Genomic DNA, 17,813 nt, shown 5'->3' on the forward strand with positions numbered 1-17,813 from the left:
ATTGTCGCTCAGTCTCACATCTAAAATCTCATATCTCATATCTAAAAAACAATAAAAACCTGCGAAGCAAGCTTTAACGCAGCTAATTAAAAATATAAAAACGTGAAAAAATATACATATACAGAAAAAAAAGATACACGTTCGGGTTTTGGAGCTGGTCTACATGAGGCTGGAAAGAAAAACGAAAATGTGGTTGCCTTATGTGCCGATTTAGTTGGATCGCTTAAAATGGATGCTTTTATTAAGGATTTTCCTGAGCGTTTTACACAGGTTGGTATTGCAGAAGCAAACATGATCGGTATTGCAGCAGGCATGACCATTGGTGGTAAAATTCCTTTTACAGGTACTTTTGCCAACTTTTCTACAGGCCGCGTTTACGATCAAATTCGCCAATCAGTAGCTTATTCTAACAAAAACGTTAAAATTTGTGCATCTCACGCTGGCCTAACCTTAGGCGAGGATGGTGCAACACACCAGATCTTAGAAGATATCGGCTTAATGAAAATGTTGCCAGGAATGGTGGTGATCAATCCTTGCGATTACAACCAGACTAAAGCAGCAACAATGGCCATCGCCGAATATGAAGGCCCGGTTTATTTACGTTTTGGTCGTCCGGTAATCCCTGTATTTACAGATCCAGATCAAAAATTTGAGATCGGTAAAGCCTGGATGGTTAACGAAGGAACAGATGTTACCATTATTGCTACAGGTCATATGGTTTGGAAAGCGATCGAAGCTGGTGAGAAATTAGCTGAGTTGGGCATCGATGCTGAAATTATTAATATCCATACCATTAAACCTTTGGATGACGAAGCCATCTTAAAATCAGTTAAGAAAACTGGTTGTGTGGTTACCTGCGAAGAGCACAATAAATTTGGTGGCTTAGGCGAAAGTGTAGCGCGTTTGTTAACTACCGAATTGCCAACGCCACAGGAGTTTGTAGCCACTAATGATACTTTTGGCGAAAGCGGAACGCCAGATCAATTAATGTCTAAATATGGCTTAGATGCTGTAAACATTGTTGAAGCTGTTCAAAAAGTAATTGGCAGAAAAAAATAGATTGGAGATATTAGATATGAGATTTGAGACATGAAATCGAATCTCATATCGAAATTCTCACATCTCAAATCTATATATAATGAAACAAGTTGAAGATTCAGAAATTCTTGCAATGTTTGCTGTCGAGCGCACGCGTAATGAAGCCTTTAACCTGTTATTAAAAAAATATCAGCAAAAAATATACTGGCACATCCGCAGGCTGGTTTTAAACCATGATGATTGTGATGATCTTTTACAGGAGGTATTTGTTAAAGTTTGGAAAAACCTAGATAAATTTAGAAGCGATTCTCAACTCTACACCTGGATTTACCGCATTGCCACCAATGAATCTATCACTTTCCTAAATAAGCAAAAGCAGCGCAACAATACACCTTTAGATGAGGTATCATCAGAACTCGCTGATAATTTAGTGGCATCATCTTATTTTAACGGTGATAAATTAGAGATTAAACTGCAAAAAGCGATCCTTACCTTACCTGAAAAACAACGGATTATCTTCAACATGAAATATTTTGATGATATGAAATATGAAGAGATTTCGGAAGTTTTAGGAACCTCAGTAGGCGCATTAAAGGCATCATTTCACATCGCAGCAAAAAAAATTGAAGCTTTTATTACAAATGATGAAATAGACTATTAAACCTTTTCACTTTAATTGTATCATATAGCTGTGATGAACGAAAATATAGAAAATAACGATTGGATGAACGAAGCCCCTGCACTCGCGGCAATGGGGAAACGCAATCCTTTCTCCGTTCCTGATGGATATTTCGAAAAATGTGATGAGGCTATTTTTTCTGCTGTCTTTTTGGATGGATTGAAACAGAAAACCAACAACAATAATTTTGAAGTTCCGCAGAATTATTTTGAAGATTTAACGGAACGAATACAAACCAGGATTGCCCTTTCTGAAATTCCGAAGGCAGAACAGGCCTTTGCAGTACCCGAAAATTATTTCGACACACTGCAGAGTAGAATTGCCGATAGGATTGCAGCATCGGAGCCTAAAAAGGAGGCCAAAATTATTCCTTTATGGAGACGCAGCATTGTTAAATATGCAAGCGCGGCCTGTTTCTTATTAATGGCTTCGTTTGGCGTTTATTTTTACCAGAACGGCTCAACCACTGCGGTTCAGCAGGCACAATCTGCAGAAGCAATAAACGAACAGCTATTATATGATATTGACGAAAGTACAATCATCGATCATTTAGAAGCGCAAAATACTACATCATCTATTATAAAAACTACTTCTGCGTCAGATACAGAAATGGAAAACTACATCTTGAGTAATTTCTCGTCAAGTGATTTATCTCAGGAATTAAATAATTAAAATAATGAAGAATTTACTTTTTGTTGCTTTAATGTTTTTATTACCCACTACCCTATTGGCACAAAAACCAAGGGGAGAAGAAATAGAATCACTTAAAATAGCTTTTTTTACTCAAAAACTGGACCTATCACCAGAAGAGGCTAAAATTTTCTGGCCGATTTATAATGATATGCAGGCAGAACAAAATGCTTTACGCAAAGAACGCATGCAGAAAATGATCTCTTTCAGAAAAACAACTGAAATAGATAACCTAACCGATGCACAGGTGCAAAGTTTAATTACCAGCGAATTCGACTTCAAGCAAAAAGACCTTAATCTCGATAAAAAATATTACAACAAACTTAAAGCGGTATTGCCGATAAAAATGGTTGGAAAGTTTTACCGGGCGCAGGAAGGTTTTAAACGCGAGTTACTCAATAGATTTAAAGGCGGCCAAAGGCAATAAAGAAAAGACTTACAGCAATGTAGGTCTTTTTTGTTTTAAAGCACTCTATCATTTCCGTACTTTTGTGCCATGCTTACCCAACGTCAGTTGTTTTTACAACACAATGCACAAACCTCTCCAGAACCCCTTATGCTCGAATTTGTAAGGGCAAAAGGAATCTATATTTACGATGCCCAAAATAAAAAACACATTGATCTTATTGCGGGTATCGGCGTAAGTAATGTTGGCCACTGCCATCCGGCTGTGGTTAAGGCCATTCAAGAACAGGCAGCAACCTATATGCACCTGATGGTTTATGGCGAATATGTGCAAACGCCTCAGGTAAATTTTGCCAAGGCCCTTGCCGATATTTTACCAGAAAGCTTAAGCTGTACCTATTTTTTAAATTCAGGAACTGAAGCTGTAGAGGGCGCCATGAAACTGGCCAAACGGTATACGGGTAGAAAAGGATTTATAGCCTGTAAAAATGCCTATCATGGCAGTACACAGGGAGCGGAAAGTTTAATGGAAAGCGATTTCTATTCTTCCGGCTATGGACCTTTCTTGCCGCATGTAAGTTTTATCGAACATAATAATATAGCTGATCTTAATAAAATCACCCTAGAAATTGCCGCTGTTTTTATCGAACCGATACAAGGAGAAGCCGGAATCCGCGTGGCAGATTTAAGCTATATGCAAGCCTTAAAAGCAAAATGCCAGGAAACAGGAACCTTGCTGATCTTCGACGAAATACAATCTGGTTTTGGAAGAAGCGGTAAAATGTTCGCCTTTGAACATTACAATGTTGTGCCTGATGTTTTACTTTTGGCGAAAGGAATTGGCGGTGGAATGCCAATCGGTGCTTTTATCAGTTCATTAGAAATTATGTCGGTATTGTCACATACACCAATTTTGGGTCACATGACTACTTTTGGGGGTCATCCGGTTTGTTGCGCTGCTGGATTGGCTACTTTACGAACTTTGGTTGATGATCACATTGTTGATGAAGTAGAAGAAAAAGGGCAATTGTTTAAACAGCTCCTCCAACATCCTGCCATTAAAGAAATTAGAGGCAAAGGTTTGATGCTTGCAGTTGAATTTGAAAATTTCGAGATCAATAAAAAAATCATCGATGCCTGTATCTTAGACGGCGTATTGTCAGACTGGTTTTTACATTGCAGCAATTCTATGCGTATCGCCCCTCCTTTGATTATTACCAAAGAAGAAATTGTAGTAGCTTGTGCGATCATCTTAAAAAATATTAACTTAGTTTTAGAGACGGAAGCTGAAAAAAGACCAAAGCCGAAAGACTAAAGCTGATAATGGCGCATTAACTAGCGATCCATAAATTGAAAATTGTAAACCGAAAACTGACTACTGAATGAACGTACTCATAGTTGAAGATGAAAAAAGCCTGGCGCTTGAAATGGATGAATTCTTGAGCAAAGAAGGATTTATTGTAGAGCATGCCTGGAAAAAATCTTCCGCAGAAGAAAAGATATTTGTAAACAATTACGACTTCATTTTATTAGATCTGGGCTTGCCCGATGGTGATGGTTTCGACATTTTGAAACAGTTGAAATCTATAAAAGATCGAGATGATGCGGTAATCATTTTAACCGCACGTAGCGCTGTCGACGACCGGATTAAAGGTCTTGATGAAGGCGCAGACGATTATTTACCAAAACCATTTTCGCTAAACGAACTTTTAGCGCGTATGCACGCCATTACCCGTAGAAAACACAAGTTAGAGAAAAACGAGGTAAACATTCATGATTTCTTGCTAAACATCCAGAACAGGACCGTTTCTTTTGGTGATGAAAGATTAAACCTTACCAAAAAGGAATTCGAAATATTTAACTACTTAGTGTTGAACAAAAACCGCGTAGTATCTAGAATGAGTTTAACCGAACATGTTTGGGGTGATATTTTAGAAGTCAATTCTGATTCCAACTTTGTTGATGTTCATGTTAAAAACCTGCGAAAAAAACTTGCAGCAGTTAGTGCAACAGATTGGTTTGAAACCGTAAGGAGTATTGGCTATAGGATTAATTGCTAGTGAGTTTGGGGTTAAGCGTTTGGCGTCGATCGATCTACCAATGAACCAATAACAATTGAACCAATGAGCTATTGACCATCATCCATCTTACATAAAACATCTTCCACATAAATGAAGTTACAGGTTAAGTTTTCTTTATACAATGCAGTAACCAAAATCGCCATCATCTTGCTGTTGGGGGCTATCATTTTATTCTCGTTAGACAGACTTGCCTACAACCAACTTGATAACCGTTTAATCAAAAAGAAAAACAAAATCATCGAAAATTTAAATGATAATGAGATCGACAGCCTTTTAAACAAAGAACAATCATTTACTGACTACAATATTTTAAAAGAAGAATTTATTGTGTTAACGGATATACCTGACAATCAAAAAGATTCTACCGCGAAGGTATTTACCGAAAAAAGAGAGATTGAAGGTGATATTGAAGTATACCGCATCTTAAACTATAAATTCTCTTATCATACAAATTGGTATAACCTAGAGATTGGAGAAACGATGACAGCTCTCCAATCGATTAAAAATTCAATCCGCTTCTATATGCTGATTGTACTCGTTGCTGCATTGCTCATTACCCTGGTAGCTGATTATACCTTCTCTAACTTTTTACTCAAGCCATTTTATCGCATCATCGATAAAAAAATCAACTTGGTTGATGATCCTTCACATTACAATTACCAGAATATCCCCACCAGTACCAGTGATTTTAAAATCCTTGATAACAGCATAAACTCGCTAATGCGTAAAATAAATACACTTTTCGCTTTAGAAAAGCAGTTTATTGCTAACGTTTCGCATGAGCTGCTTACCCCAATTTCAATTTTAAGTACACGCTTCGAAAATATGCTGAATACACCAGATATTCCTGTCGAGCACGAAAATAAGATATACGCATCATTAAAAACACTGAACCGCTTAAAGGTGATTATCAACAGTTTGTTACTCATTTCGAAGGTTGAAAACAACCAATACCTAAAAACAGAAGAAATTAGCCTCAAACAGGAAATTGATGATATATATGAAGATCTAGAAGATCGGATAGCAGATAAAAACATCAGTTATAGCGCTGAGCTTTCAAAGGATTTTCATTTCACCGGAAATAAAGCACTGATACACACCCTTTTAATCAATATCATCAATAATGCGATAAAGTACAATGTTGAGGGAGGTGCCATTGCCATAACCGATAAAACGGAAGCCGAAAAATATATCCTCACCATTAGTGATACCGGATCGGGCATGAGCGCAGCACTGGTAGAAAATGCTTTCGATCGTTTTAAAAGGGGAAATACCGAAGAAAACGGTTTCGGTTTAGGGCTGGCCATTGTGCAAAGTATTGCCCGATTCCATAAAATAGAGGTTGATATTAAATCTGAAGAACATAAAGGAACGAGCATTTCATTGTTTTTTTTAAAATGAAACTCAGCTGATAAAATCCAATAAATACAGGCTTGTATCTTAAAGCTTTCTAGTTTAAAAACTATCTGTAAATAATATGCTAAATGTCATTTATCTATTTTATAAAGAACCTGATTCCGAGGTGAAAATCGGGATAGGGTATTTTTTTTGGCAGGGGCTTTGCTTTAATAATAAAAAATCAATTCAATAAGAAAAGAACATATCCCAATGAAAAACATCATTCCAATACTAGGAGCAGCCACATTATTTATGGCATCTTGCCAGGGCGGCACGGCAAAAAAAACACAATCCAAAATAGATTCTACTATAGTAACTAATGCAGCGGCAACATCCAATTCCGTTCAGTGTTACCAGTACATTAAAAACCGAGATACTGCTATTCTATCTTTAAAAACAGCCGATAATAAGGTAACAGGTACATTGGGTTATAATTTATACGAAAAAGATAAAAATGCCGGCACTGTAGCAGGAATTGTTAAAGGCGATACCATAATTGCCAACTACACTTTTCAGTCTGAAGGCAAAACATCTATTAGGGAGGTGGCTTTTTTGAAAAAGGACGATCAGCTAGCAGAAGGCTTTGGCGATGTACAGGAAGTAAAAGGCGAAACCAAGTTCAAAGACCTAAGCAAACTAAAGTTTGATGGATCGATGACTTTTGACAAAATTGATTGTAAATAAATTCCGAAGAACCGTCATTCCCAACCCGATAGCTATCGGGTTGATCGGGAATCTTAATGCCCAATAAAAAATGCTTTAGGATTCCCACATACGCGGGAATGACGATTTTTTTTAAGTTTGAGCTTTACTTAGCTATTACTTCCTTCGCTGCCTCCGTCCATTCTTCGCTTATTTTGAGCATGTAGTCAGAATATTTTTGTATTTCATCTGGCTTTAGCTTACTTGCCCAGCCTGCTGCCTGATTTGCAAAAGCAGTATATTTATCGCTTAATGCCTTAATTTCTGCAGTATTTTTGCTTTTTACAGCTGCAACGTATTCATCTTTAAGTTTTGAATATTCAGCAAGGCCTTTGTTTACTTCTTCACTCGAGAAAGTTGGAATATCAGTTTTAACAGTTTCAGTTGTTGTTGTAGTTACTTTTGTAATGGTGTCTCCACTGGAAGAAATTTCACTAGAATCTTTAGTGGTTTCTGTTTTTTTAGTACTATCACAAGAAACTAGTGCTGAAGCCAACAGGCCTATTGAGGCGATAGATAAGAAGGTATTTTTCATTGGTTTATATTTTTTTACTTAAGCATGTTAAATATTATGCCAAAAAATAAAATGTAAACTCAGTACTGAAGAAACATTATTCCGGTAACATTAAAAATAGCTAAATGTTAAAACTGTGCTAAAAACACCTCAACCTATAAATCTTCAAAACGTTCCCAAAACCCATCAACCGGTAATTTGGCAAATATATTTACAGGTTCTTTTTTTACTGGGTGTATAAACTGTAGGCGACGGGCATGTAGGCAAATGCTTCCTTTTCTGCTTCCTCGGGGATAACCGTATTTATTATCGCCCATAATCGGGCACCCCATTGATGAAAGCTGAACCCTAATCTGGTGCGAACGTCCGGTTAATGGATCTACCTCCAAGAGGTAATAATCGCCAACCTTGGCTTTTACTTTGTAAGAAAGCTCAGCACGCTGACTACCAGTAACTTCAGTATTATAATAAGAAACCACATTTTTCTGCGGGTTTTTAACCAGCCAATGGATCAAAGTAGCTGACTCTTTCTCTGGTTTGTTCTTCACCACCGCCCAATAGGTTTTTTTTACTTCCCTATTTTTAAAAACAGCATTCATCCGTTCCAAAGCCTTACTCGTTTTGGCAAATAAGATGACGCCGCTCACCGGACGATCTAAACGGTGCACCACACCCAAAAAAGCACCATTTGGTTTATTGTACTTGTTAGCGATATACTTTTTTACCTGTTCATCCAAAGGCTCATCGCCTGTTTCATCAACCTGCACAATATCACCCGCCCTTTTATTAATGGCGATTAAATGATTGTCTTCAAAAAGGATGTCGTTATCGGTAATTGGCATCGGTTAGTTCATTGGTTCATTCGTCATTAGTTCATTTGATAAAGCAAATCGTCTATTGCGAAAGTTTATTGGTTAACTGTTTAATTGTTTAAAGTTGGATAGTTTATCTGCGCTTGAAGCAACTCCAAGCTCAAAACACCCAACTCCAAACTTAGTACTGTTCTTTCTCGTTCGGGAAATCGTTTGCTTTTACATCACGGATATACGATTGTGCTGCGCCTAAAATTTCGTCATAAAGATTTATATACTGGCGCAAAAAACGCGGTTTAAAGCCTTTTGTTAACCCAATCATATCATTTACCACCAAAACCTGTCCATCGCAGTTTTGTCCGGCACCAATGCCAATAGTTGGGATATGCAGGCTTTCAGTAACTTCTTTACCTAAAGCAGCCGGAATTTTCTCCAATACGATGGCAAAGCAACCGGCAGCCTGTAAAGCCAAAACATCTGTTTTTAACTTATTTGCCTCTTCTTCTTCCTTTGCGCGAACAGTATAGGTTCCGAATTTATAAATAGACTGTGGTGTTAAGCCTAAGTGCCCCATTACAGGGATTCCTGCTGTGATGATCCGATGAACCGATTCGATAATTTCTTCACCGCCTTCTAGTTTAACGCCATGAGCACCCGATTCTTTCATAATCCTGATTGCCGAATTCAAAGCTTCCTTCGAATTTCCCTGATAAGAGCCAAAAGGTAAATCGACTACCACAAAAGCACGTTTAACTGCTCTAATTACAGATGCAGCATGATAAATCATCTGATCTAGTGTAATAGGCAAAGTTGTTTCATGACCAGCCATTACATTCGAAGCAGAATCGCCAACAAGTAAAACGTCTAATCCTGCATCATCTAAAATGGTAGCCATCGAATAATCGTAGGCCGTTAACATAGATATTTTTTCACCACGTTGTTTCATTTCCTGTAAAATGTGCGTAGTGATGCGTTTGATTTCTTTATGTACCGACATGGGATTTGTTTTGTGTTGCCAAAAGTATTGTTTTTTCTTTAATTAAGCTGAAAGACCAAAGGTAAAAGACTAAAGCAATTTCAGGCAAAAATCATTTTTCAATAAATAAGGTCATACTACTTTCAGCTTTGGTCTTTCTGCTTTTAACATCTGCTTTATTTCATTTTTCTCTTTACATTTCCAATCTAAAGCTCTATCTTTGTACCCCGAAATGGAAGGGATATATTCATCTTTTTTTGCACCCCGCAAAAACGGCTTTAATGCCGAAAGCCATTCTTTTTTCAACTCTTTTTTTAATCAAAATCCATATTGTAATTACCATGACTAACTACACCAAGTTACCTGCGATTTTATTACTGGCCGATGGCACAGTTTTTTACGGCAAAGCGGCCGGAAAAATTGGAACCACTACTGGCGAAATTTGTTTTAATACCGGGATGACAGGTTATCAGGAAATTTTCACTGACCCAAGTTATTTTGGACAGATAATGGTTACCACCAATTCACATATTGGTAATTACGGTATCCACAAAGATGAAATCGAATCAGGTTCGATCAAAATCGCCGGTTTAGTCTGCAAAAATTACAACATCGTTTATAGCCGTAAAGAAGCAACAGAATCTATCCAGGATTATTTCCAGAATGATAACCTGGTTGCCATTTCGGATATCGATACACGCGCATTGGTTCGTCACATTAGAGATAAAGGCGCAATGAATGCAATTATTTCTTCAGAAATTACCGATCTTGAAGAATTAAAACAAAAACTGGCCGAAGTACCATCAATGGAAGGCTTAGAGCTTTCGTCTAAAGTAAGTACTACCGAACCCTATTTTTACGGTAACCCTGAAGCAAGCTTAAAAGTTGCTGCTTTAGATTTAGGCATTAAGAAAAACATCTTGCGCAATTTCGAAAACCGCGATATCTACGTTCAGGTTTTCCCAGCTAAAACCACATTTGCCGAAATGGAAAAATTTAGTCCTGATGGCTACTTCATTTCAAACGGCCCTGGCGATCCATCAGTAATGCCATACGCTGTAGAAACGATCACAGAAATTTTAGCGGTTGACAAACCATTGTTCGGCATCTGCTTAGGTCACCAATTATTGGCCGAAGCAAATGGCATTGGCACCATGAAAATGTTTAACGGTCACCGTGGATTAAATCACCCGGTTAAAAACATCATCAAAAACCACTGTGAGGTTACTTCACAAAACCATGGTTTCGGTGTAATTCCTGATGAGGTTAGAAACTCTGATAAGGTAGAGATTACCCACATTAATTTAAATGATAAATCTATAGAAGGTATCCGAGTTAAAGGCAAAAAGGCATTCTCGGTTCAATATCACCCTGAGTCTTCTCCAGGCCCACACGATTCGCGTTACTTATTCGACGATTTTGTTGATGTAATGAAAGGCGAATTAACCTGGTAAAACACCAGTTTTCTGTTAAAGCATTAAAACACTGCTCATATCTATTGGCAGTGTTTTTTTATTTAATTTAGAACATGTTCAAAAACCACCTCCCTACGTGTCTTGCCATATCAATCTGTTTGTTTAGCTCTTGTATCTCCAGATTGTCAAGACCAGCAATCACAGGCACTATATTAGACTATCAGAACAAACCAGTTGTTGGATGTAAAGTAGGCGAAGCCTTTACTGATGCAAATGGAAAATTTTATCTAAAAGAAATACGGTACAACAAGTTTTTCATACCAGAAATCTTCACGATGGAAGCTCCGCCCCTGCACATTTCTGAAGACATAAAAAAGGAAGGCTTTTTAAGCTATACGATTGAAGGGCACAACGCTTTCGGTGGCGGACAGGGAAAAGGAGCTGCCACAAGTATAGACACTATCTACCTAAAAAGAGTAAATGAAATAATTAAGCCTGAAGATTATATTTATGCAAACTGGATATTTACTACAAATAAAAATCTAGATACGTTATATGGTACAAATGCTAATTTTAGACTTCAAAATTCGGTAACCAACAACAGGGATTTCGTAGAAAAAGTACAATATGGCTTAACCTATAGATTTAATGCAACAAAGAAACCCGACAGCACCTGGAGTGCCGAATCTTATGATCTAAAAACAACTTACTCGGTGTTACTTAAAACCAACAGCACCTATTCGGGAAAAAAGGTACGCGAATACAAAAACCCATGGAAACACCGAATGGAATATGATCGCACCTATAGAGAACCATATATTATTCCTAGCGATAGCATAAATACTAAAGGAACATTCAGCTTTTTAAAAGATAAAATTATTTTTGATGGGAACTTTAACAAAGCCAAAAACAATTATAAAATAGACTCAATAGATCGCGACATTATTATTTTAACCCGAATAAACACCGATTAGTGATTTTACCTACAACAAACATCATTTTACCGACATTTTCGGTCGACTGTATTAAAATTCATTCCCTATTCATTTAAAGCTGCTTACATTCGCAACATGGAAACAAAAAAAGCCATTATCAGTGTTAAAGACCTGGTAAAAAAATACGATGATTTCGTGGCCGTTCAAGGGCTTAGTTTTGAAGTTTACGAGCATGAAATTTTCGGCCTGCTTGGTCCTAATGGTGCCGGAAAAACGACAACCCTCGAAATTATCGAGACTTTGAGAGATAAAACATCTGGCGAAATTATTGTTGATGGTTTTTCTGTTGACAAACAGCCACAGGATATTAAGCAGATTATTGGGGTACAGCTACAGGCGGCTGGTTATTATCCAAATCTAAACCTGATCGAACTGATCGAACTTTTTGCCGGTTTATATGGCGCCAACATCAAACCGATGGAGATGCTGGAGAAAGTAAACCTTCAGGATAAGGCGAAGGCAAAATACAAAGCGCTTTCGGGCGGCCAGAAACAGCGCTTCTCAATTGCCACTACACTAATTAATCAACCCAAAATTATTTTTTTGGATGAGCCTACAACAGGTTTAGATCCACAGGCCAGAAGAAATCTTTGGGATCTGATTATCGAAATCCGTAATGCAGGTACAACAGTTGTAATTACTACCCACTACATGGACGAAGCTGAGCAGCTTTGCGATCGCGTTGCTTTTGTAGAACGCGGGCAGATTATCGCTTTGGATACTCCCGACAATTTAATAGACAAATTGATTAACAGCGGTTTTGAGCGCAAAAAAGAAGTTAAAAAAGCTAACCTGGAAGATGTTTTCATTAATCTAACAGGGCAGGAATGGCGTGAGTAATTTAAATTTCAAGGTTTTTTGAAAAGCAAGGGCAGCATTCCAATTAATGTTATTCCCGCTTTTCGTTACAATCTTTTTGTAAACCCTATGCACAGGTAATAAAAGCAAATAAAACAAAAAGGATTTACACTACAATCGGGTTTAAGAACATAAAACAGCACAACTATTAATCAAATAGTAAATGAAAAAATATAACAACCTTACAGCAACCCTAGCCCTTGCCAAAGCGAGTTTCAGATCGATTATGCGAAGCCCTTCGGCAGTGGTATTCACCCTTGCTTTCCCTTTGATATTTATTTTGGTCTTCGGATTTTTAGGTGGTGGCGGCACCTACATCGATGTTGGTGTTACACCTGGTTCAGACGTAAGCAACCCGGTGATGGGCATGCTCGAAAAAACAGGAATGATCCGTTTGGTAAAAGATAAATCAAAAGCCGAGTTTGATAAATTACTTGAAAAGGGCAATGTTGATGCCATGATTGATGTACACAAAAAAGTAAATTCTGCTGCTTATTCGGTTAACGTAGTCTATACCTCTGCATCGAGAGATAAAGGCGGGATTTTAAAATCAGTTTTAAACAATATTTTTTATGATAAAACCTTAAAACCTACAGTAGCAGAAATAAAAGAAAGCACTGTTAAAGGCCGCGAATATAAAACGATTGATTTTATCCTCCCTGGGCAATTGGGCTTTTCATTATTGAGCACAGGCGTTTTCGGAACAGCATTCGTATTTTTAAGTCTACGCCAAACCCTGGTAATTAAACGCTTTTTTGCAACACCCGTAAGACGTTCGAGCATCGTAATTGGCGAGGGGATTGCCCGCATTGGCTTTGCCTTAATTGGTGCATTATTCATCATCTTAATTGGCCATTTCTTTTTTGGTTTTACGCTCGTACATGGGGCGCTCACGGTCGTCAATATGCTTATATTGGCCACCCTTGGCGTTATTGTTTTTATGGGCTTTGGTTTTATCATTTCGGGCATTGCCAAAAACGAAAGTATGGTACCACCAATATCAAACATTATTACCTTGCCGCAGTTTTTATTATCGGGAACATTCTTTTCTATCGAGGCTTTTCCGAACTGGTTACAGCCGATTAGCACGGCTTTACCCCTTACCTATTTAAACGATGCCATGCGTAAAGTAGCTTTTGAAGGCTTAGGCCTATGGGATGTTAAATTTCAGATCATGATTCTATTACTTTGGGGCATTGGTATTTATGCAGTAGCCGTGAAAGTATTTAAATGGGAATAAATACTTTAAAAAACATTTCGAAATGATAACGTAAACGTTATCATTTTTTTTGAAAAAAATATTAATATCGGATAAGTATATTTTTATATCTAACCGATAATTATTATCTTTGGGTATGTGGGATTTTGATTTAAGCGATTTAGAAGAACTACTGCCGCAAATAAATAGGTTGTATGAAAAAAAAGCCCAGTTAGAAACTTCGAGGCCATTGCCTAATAGCGCCCTACACCGCATTAAAGAAGACCTCACTCTAGAGTGGACTTATAATTCAAACAGTATAGAAGGAAACACCCTAAGCCTGAAAGAAACCCAGATAGTTTTACAGGAGGGTATGACCGTTAAAGGCAAATCGTTACGGGAACATTTCGAAGCCTATAATCACGAAAAAGCTATCGATTACCTCTACACCTTAGTGAATAAGAATTACAGCTTAAGAAGCATAGATATCCTATCGTTGCATGGTTTAGTATTAAGAAGTATTGAAGATGATTATGCGGGTCGTTTAAGAAATGGCGGTGTACGCATTGTAGGTGCAAATTTTACTCCACCAAATGCCAGTAAGGTTTCTGATTTATTAGATCAATTGATCACTTTTATTAATGATAACCCTTTGGGGTTAAATGATATTGTATTGTCTACTATTTTCCACAATAAACTCGTTTGGATCCATCCTTTTTTTGATGGGAATGGCCGTACTGTAAGGCTTGCCATGAATTTACTACTCATGCGAAATGGCTTCCCTCCTGCTATTATCCTCAAAAATGATAGAAAGAAATACTATGAGGCACTTAATCAAGCGAACAAAGGCAATTACCATAAACTTTGCTTATTGATGTTGCAGGCCCTAGAACGCTCGTTAAATATCTATATGAACGCACTGCCAGGAAACGATTATGGAGATTACGAACCAATATCACATATTGTTTCTGAACCTGACGTTCCTTATGGGCAAGAATATGTGAGCCTATTGGCTAGGCAGGGCAAAATAGATGCCTACAAAGAAGGCAGAGATTGGCTTACTACAAAATCTGCAGTACAAAGCTATATCAAAACACGCAAAAGAAAACGTTAACCTTTTTTAACTTTTCGGTGGATGATATTGATGTAATTTTACCGAAAAACATTTAATGAAAAGTCTGATCATCTTTTGTGGTATTTTACTGATTACCAATACTTCGAAAGCACAGTTTAAATTCCTAGCCAATAACAGCTCTGAACAATACAAGGCCAAAATTTTTGTTGATAAATGTGAAGGTAATACTTGCAGCGGAAAAGCGACTATTATTATTTACGATAAGGCCTCAGACAGAGAAGTAGACACCTTCCATTCCGAAGATTTAGATTTTGGCTTAACTGAAACTCAAAATGCTAAACTTGGATGGCTGGATCTGGGCAAATATCAAACACCTTTAATTTTTGGCGATTTTAATTTCGACGGCTTTGAAGATATCGCCATAAGAAACGGTAATAATGGCGCTTATGCCAGCCCATCATACAACATTTATTTATCATCAAAAGAAAACAAGTTTCTACTGAGCAAGGAACTTACCAAGCTGGCCAGCGAAAACCTGGGCATGTTTGATATTGATAAAAAAACAAAGCAAATTGCTATCCATCAAAAAGATGGATGTTGTTTTGACAAAACCATCAATTATAAATATGATACTAAAAACGTACCATACGAAGATTCATCGGTAATTGAAGATTCGAGTATTGCAGATAACGTTACGGTAATTACTCAAAAACTTGTTGATGGAAAAATAAAAAGAACAGTGCAAAAATTTAAAATGAAAGATTATTATAATCAATAGGCTATTATTTTAACCACAGATCAGGAAAAATAAACACAGGTTCTATCTGTATGCATCCTTTTATCTGTGGTCAATAAATAGCTAATTATAATATCTTAGCAACTAGATAGATCTCTCCATTTCGCTGCGCTTCAGTCGAGATGACGGGGCTTTTCTATTTAAAGTGCTGCTTTTACCAGAAAAGGCAGTATTTCTTTTTGGAAACTTACAAAGTTCTTACGAACATCAGAATCGCTAACTGAGGTAAATGCGAAAGAAAACACAATACTTTTACTTGCTTTTAGCAGAAAGGCCAGCCCTTCTCTTCTGGCAGGGTTATTCTTAAAGTTATCCAATTGCAGATAAGCGGCAAGTAGTAAGGCCTCAAGCTGATCTGATAAATGTTTTAAAAACTCCTGTGAGTTTGCATTTTCGCGAACAAAATCCCAACCGATAAACTCATTACACGCCGTAAATGATAAGCGACTTGTTTTCATGACCAGTGCTTTTAAGTGCTCTTCTTCTGAACCATAACTTACTTTATTGTGCAATATTTCGTAAAGATTCTGGTCCAGATAATCCATCAGGATACTATCCAAAACCTGCTCCTTACTCTCAAAATATTTGTAAATTGTTGCTTTAGCTATACGGGCCTTTTTTGCAATTTCGTTTACACTGGTTTTATGGTAACCGTATTTTCTAAATAGTTCTTTGGCAGCCTTTTTTACTGTTTCTTTTATTTTTTCAGCTTCCATTTTAATTGCTTACGTGTATTAGTGTGTTGCCTTGCAAAGAAACATTGTATGCTTTTAAGCTTCTTTCTGCAGGTGCTTTTTGTGGGCTGCCATCAAGCAGTAAAAATTTCGCTCCAGAACAAGGATCAGTTGCAGTAAAACCACCTTCATCGGGCGTCACCTTGCAGATTTTCTCCGGGTTTACGGTGCTACAGCGATCAAAGGCAACATATCCTCCAAGTGGTGTTTTTACAATCAATAGTCCACCCACCCCGTTATTAGAAACTACCAATACGTTATTTACCGCCTTAAGACTAAATTCTGTTAAGGTTACATTATAATTTACAGCCACATCAGGAATGTAACCTTCATCTTTACCACAACCTGCGACAATTACGAGTACAAACAATATACTGTATAGGTATTTCATCATTAAATTAAAGCAGATTTAAATTGCTTTAAGAAGCGCGCATCATTCTCAGAGAATAAGCGCAAATCTTTAATTTCATATTTTAGATTTGTAATACGTTCTATTCCCATTCCAAATGCAAAACCACTGTATTTTTTCGAATCGATACCACAGTTTTCCAAAACATTAGGATCTACCATACCGCAGCCTAAAATTTCTACCCAACCACTGTACTTACAGAACTGACAGCCAGCGCCTTTACAAATGGTACAAGAAATATCCATCTCTGCAGATGGTTCTGTAAAAGGAAAATATGATGGGCGGAAACGTACTTTGGTACCTTCTCCGTATAATTCCTGAACGAAATAAAATAAGGTTTGCTTTAAATCGGCAAATGAAACATTTTCATCAACATACAAACCTTCCACCTGATGAAAAAAGCAGTGTGCACGGGCAGAAATGGCTTCGTTACGGTAAACGCGGCCTGGCATAATTGCTCTGAATGGCGGCTGGCCTTGCTCCATCATACGCACCTGTACCGAAGAAGTATGTGTACGCAAAGCAATATCGCCTTTTTCTCCTCCTTTTTTAATGAAAAAAGTATCTTGCATATCTCTTGCAGGATGCTCTTCAGGGAAGTTTAGTGCCGAGAAGTTATGCCAATCATCTTCAATTTCAGGGCCTTCTGCTACTGTAAAGCCAAGTTTAGCAAAAATCTCTACTATTTCCCTACGTACCAAAGCTAAAGGGTGGCGCGAACCAATCTCGAAACCTTCGCCAGGTAAAGTTAAATCTTGTTGTGTATTTTCAGTTTTCGCTTCAGAACTTTCAGTAGATTCTTTTAAAGTTAAGTATTTAGATTCTGCCAGTTGTTTAAACTCATTTAAAACTTTACCTAATGATCTTTTTTCTTCAACAGAAACCGATTTGAATTCGTCGAAAATCTCTTTGATTATACCTTTGCTCCCTAAATATTTGATGCGGAATTGTTCTAACTCGTCTGCTTTTTCAGTTACGAAAGCATTAATTTTATCGGTATATTGTGTTATTTTATCCTGTAACATGGCTTCAAATATA

The 17,813-nt window shown here is 37.4% G+C and carries 21 protein-coding genes; 14 read left to right on the forward strand and 7 right to left on the reverse strand.

Annotation, left to right across the window (positions count from 1 at the left end; all coding sequences use genetic code 11):
• Positions 1 to 102 precede the first annotated feature (102 nt).
• The 8 genes from EZ456_RS12050 to EZ456_RS12085 all read left to right on the forward strand — a co-directional run bounded on the left by EZ456_RS12050 (position 103) and on the right by EZ456_RS12085 (position 6,975).
• Positions 103 to 1,059, forward strand: coding sequence for a transketolase family protein (locus EZ456_RS12050; RefSeq protein WP_029274068.1), 957 nt, complete (start codon positions 103 to 105; stop codon positions 1,057 to 1,059).
• 79 nt (positions 1,060 to 1,138) lie between these two features.
• Positions 1,139 to 1,699, forward strand: a complete 561-nt coding sequence (locus EZ456_RS12055) for an RNA polymerase sigma factor (RefSeq protein ID WP_131530460.1) — start codon at positions 1,139 to 1,141, stop codon at positions 1,697 to 1,699.
• A gap of 33 nt (positions 1,700 to 1,732) precedes the next feature.
• Positions 1,733 to 2,389 (forward strand): hypothetical protein, encoded by a 657-nt coding sequence (locus EZ456_RS12060; RefSeq protein ID WP_131530462.1) that lies wholly within the window; start codon positions 1,733 to 1,735, stop codon positions 2,387 to 2,389.
• A 4-nt stretch (positions 2,390 to 2,393) separates the two neighbouring features.
• On the forward strand, positions 2,394 to 2,834 hold the full coding sequence (locus EZ456_RS12065; RefSeq protein WP_131530464.1) for a hypothetical protein: 441 nt from the start codon (positions 2,394 to 2,396) through the stop codon (positions 2,832 to 2,834).
• A 69-nt stretch (positions 2,835 to 2,903) separates the two neighbouring features.
• The gene (locus tag EZ456_RS12070) at positions 2,904 to 4,127 is read left to right on the forward strand and encodes an aspartate aminotransferase family protein (RefSeq protein WP_165501311.1); all 1,224 of its coding nucleotides are present in this window, start codon (positions 2,904 to 2,906) and stop codon (positions 4,125 to 4,127) included.
• Positions 4,128 to 4,194: 67 nt separating this feature from the next.
• Positions 4,195 to 4,872 (forward strand): response regulator transcription factor, encoded by a 678-nt coding sequence (locus tag EZ456_RS12075; protein WP_131530466.1) that lies wholly within the window; start codon positions 4,195 to 4,197, stop codon positions 4,870 to 4,872.
• Positions 4,873 to 4,983: 111 nt separating this feature from the next.
• Positions 4,984 to 6,294 (forward strand): sensor histidine kinase, encoded by a 1,311-nt coding sequence (locus EZ456_RS12080; protein WP_131530468.1) that lies wholly within the window; start codon positions 4,984 to 4,986, stop codon positions 6,292 to 6,294.
• 207 nt (positions 6,295 to 6,501) lie between these two features.
• Complete coding sequence (locus tag EZ456_RS12085; RefSeq protein WP_131530470.1) at positions 6,502 to 6,975, forward strand: hypothetical protein; 474 nt, start codon at positions 6,502 to 6,504, stop codon at positions 6,973 to 6,975.
• A gap of 124 nt (positions 6,976 to 7,099) precedes the next feature.
• Here EZ456_RS12085 and EZ456_RS12090 read toward each other — a convergent pair whose 3' ends face one another.
• The 4 genes from EZ456_RS12090 to EZ456_RS25125 form a co-directional block, all read right to left on the reverse strand.
• Complete coding sequence (locus EZ456_RS12090) at positions 7,100 to 7,528, reverse strand: hypothetical protein (protein ID WP_131530472.1); 429 nt, start codon at positions 7,526 to 7,528, stop codon at positions 7,100 to 7,102.
• A 134-nt stretch (positions 7,529 to 7,662) separates the two neighbouring features.
• Positions 7,663 to 8,349 (reverse strand): RluA family pseudouridine synthase, encoded by a 687-nt coding sequence (locus EZ456_RS12095; RefSeq protein WP_131530474.1) that lies wholly within the window; start codon positions 8,347 to 8,349, stop codon positions 7,663 to 7,665.
• 151 nt (positions 8,350 to 8,500) lie between these two features.
• Complete coding sequence (gene panB, locus EZ456_RS12100) at positions 8,501 to 9,316, reverse strand: 3-methyl-2-oxobutanoate hydroxymethyltransferase (RefSeq protein ID WP_131530476.1); 816 nt, start codon at positions 9,314 to 9,316, stop codon at positions 8,501 to 8,503.
• A 111-nt stretch (positions 9,317 to 9,427) separates the two neighbouring features.
• Positions 9,428 to 9,601, reverse strand: coding sequence for a hypothetical protein (locus EZ456_RS25125; protein ID WP_165501312.1), 174 nt, complete (start codon positions 9,599 to 9,601; stop codon positions 9,428 to 9,430).
• 35 nt (positions 9,602 to 9,636) lie between these two features.
• Between EZ456_RS25125 and carA the strand changes: the two genes are divergently transcribed.
• From carA to EZ456_RS12130, 6 genes are all read left to right on the forward strand, one after another.
• On the forward strand, positions 9,637 to 10,749 hold the full coding sequence (carA, locus tag EZ456_RS12105) for a glutamine-hydrolyzing carbamoyl-phosphate synthase small subunit (RefSeq protein ID WP_131530478.1): 1,113 nt from the start codon (positions 9,637 to 9,639) through the stop codon (positions 10,747 to 10,749).
• Positions 10,750 to 10,823: 74 nt separating this feature from the next.
• Positions 10,824 to 11,684: a hypothetical protein gene (locus EZ456_RS12110; protein WP_131530480.1), complete on the forward strand. Its 861-nt coding sequence runs from the start codon at positions 10,824 to 10,826 to the stop codon at positions 11,682 to 11,684.
• Between the two features lie 96 nt (positions 11,685 to 11,780).
• On the forward strand, positions 11,781 to 12,545 hold the full coding sequence (locus EZ456_RS12115; protein ID WP_131530482.1) for an ABC transporter ATP-binding protein: 765 nt from the start codon (positions 11,781 to 11,783) through the stop codon (positions 12,543 to 12,545).
• A 181-nt stretch (positions 12,546 to 12,726) separates the two neighbouring features.
• Positions 12,727 to 13,803 (forward strand): ABC transporter permease, encoded by a 1,077-nt coding sequence (locus EZ456_RS12120; RefSeq protein WP_131530484.1) that lies wholly within the window; start codon positions 12,727 to 12,729, stop codon positions 13,801 to 13,803.
• A gap of 115 nt (positions 13,804 to 13,918) precedes the next feature.
• Positions 13,919 to 14,875, forward strand: a complete 957-nt coding sequence (locus EZ456_RS12125; protein ID WP_131530486.1) for a Fic family protein — start codon at positions 13,919 to 13,921, stop codon at positions 14,873 to 14,875.
• Positions 14,876 to 14,930: 55 nt separating this feature from the next.
• Entirely contained in the window at positions 14,931 to 15,614 is a 684-nt protein-coding gene (locus EZ456_RS12130; RefSeq protein WP_131530488.1) for an XAC2610-related protein, read from the forward strand.
• A gap of 158 nt (positions 15,615 to 15,772) precedes the next feature.
• On the opposite strand, the gene EZ456_RS12135 is transcribed toward EZ456_RS12130, so the two are convergent.
• The 3 genes from EZ456_RS12135 to pheS are packed head-to-tail and all read right to left on the reverse strand — an operon-like array spanning position 15,773 to position 17,800.
• Positions 15,773 to 16,348, reverse strand: coding sequence for a TetR/AcrR family transcriptional regulator (locus tag EZ456_RS12135; protein ID WP_056094783.1), 576 nt, complete (start codon positions 16,346 to 16,348; stop codon positions 15,773 to 15,775).
• Position 16,349: 1 nt separating this feature from the next.
• On the reverse strand, positions 16,350 to 16,760 hold the full coding sequence (locus EZ456_RS12140; RefSeq protein WP_131530490.1) for a Rieske (2Fe-2S) protein: 411 nt from the start codon (positions 16,758 to 16,760) through the stop codon (positions 16,350 to 16,352).
• A complete protein-coding gene (pheS, locus tag EZ456_RS12145; RefSeq protein WP_131530492.1) occupies positions 16,760 to 17,800 on the reverse strand; it encodes a phenylalanine--tRNA ligase subunit alpha in 1,041 nt (346 codons plus the stop codon). Before pheS ends, EZ456_RS12140 begins: the two co-directional genes overlap by 1 nt.
• Positions 17,801 to 17,813 lie beyond the last annotated feature (13 nt).

The organism is Pedobacter psychrodurus, assembly GCF_004331735.1.
GTDB lineage: Bacteria > Bacteroidota > Bacteroidia > Sphingobacteriales > Sphingobacteriaceae > Pedobacter > Pedobacter psychrodurus.

Coding starts and splice junctions, on each gene's coding strand:
- EZ456_RS12055 (WP_131530460.1), top strand. CDS start 1,139: ATGAAACAAGTTGAAGATTCAGAAATTCTTGCAATGTTTGCTGTCGAG.
- EZ456_RS12060 (WP_131530462.1), top strand. CDS start 1,733: ATGAACGAAAATATAGAAAATAACGATTGGATGAACGAAGCCCCTGCA.
- EZ456_RS12065 (WP_131530464.1), top strand. CDS start 2,394: ATGAAGAATTTACTTTTTGTTGCTTTAATGTTTTTATTACCCACTACC.
- EZ456_RS12070 (WP_165501311.1), top strand. CDS start 2,904: ATGCTTACCCAACGTCAGTTGTTTTTACAACACAATGCACAAACCTCT.
- EZ456_RS12075 (WP_131530466.1), top strand. CDS start 4,195: ATGAACGTACTCATAGTTGAAGATGAAAAAAGCCTGGCGCTTGAAATG.
- EZ456_RS12080 (WP_131530468.1), top strand. CDS start 4,984: ATGAAGTTACAGGTTAAGTTTTCTTTATACAATGCAGTAACCAAAATC.
- EZ456_RS12085 (WP_131530470.1), top strand. CDS start 6,502: ATGAAAAACATCATTCCAATACTAGGAGCAGCCACATTATTTATGGCA.
- EZ456_RS12090 (WP_131530472.1), bottom strand. CDS start 7,528: ATGAAAAATACCTTCTTATCTATCGCCTCAATAGGCCTGTTGGCTTCA.
- EZ456_RS12095 (WP_131530474.1), bottom strand. CDS start 8,349: ATGCCAATTACCGATAACGACATCCTTTTTGAAGACAATCATTTAATC.
- panB (WP_131530476.1), bottom strand. CDS start 9,316: ATGTCGGTACATAAAGAAATCAAACGCATCACTACGCACATTTTACAG.
- carA (WP_131530478.1), top strand. CDS start 9,637: ATGACTAACTACACCAAGTTACCTGCGATTTTATTACTGGCCGATGGC.
- EZ456_RS12110 (WP_131530480.1), top strand. CDS start 10,824: ATGTTCAAAAACCACCTCCCTACGTGTCTTGCCATATCAATCTGTTTG.
- EZ456_RS12115 (WP_131530482.1), top strand. CDS start 11,781: ATGGAAACAAAAAAAGCCATTATCAGTGTTAAAGACCTGGTAAAAAAA.
- EZ456_RS12120 (WP_131530484.1), top strand. CDS start 12,727: ATGAAAAAATATAACAACCTTACAGCAACCCTAGCCCTTGCCAAAGCG.
- EZ456_RS12125 (WP_131530486.1), top strand. CDS start 13,919: ATGTGGGATTTTGATTTAAGCGATTTAGAAGAACTACTGCCGCAAATA.
- EZ456_RS12130 (WP_131530488.1), top strand. CDS start 14,931: ATGAAAAGTCTGATCATCTTTTGTGGTATTTTACTGATTACCAATACT.
- EZ456_RS12135 (WP_056094783.1), bottom strand. CDS start 16,348: ATGGAAGCTGAAAAAATAAAAGAAACAGTAAAAAAGGCTGCCAAAGAA.
- EZ456_RS12140 (WP_131530490.1), bottom strand. CDS start 16,760: ATGATGAAATACCTATACAGTATATTGTTTGTACTCGTAATTGTCGCA.
- pheS (WP_131530492.1), bottom strand. CDS start 17,800: ATGTTACAGGATAAAATAACACAATATACCGATAAAATTAATGCTTTC.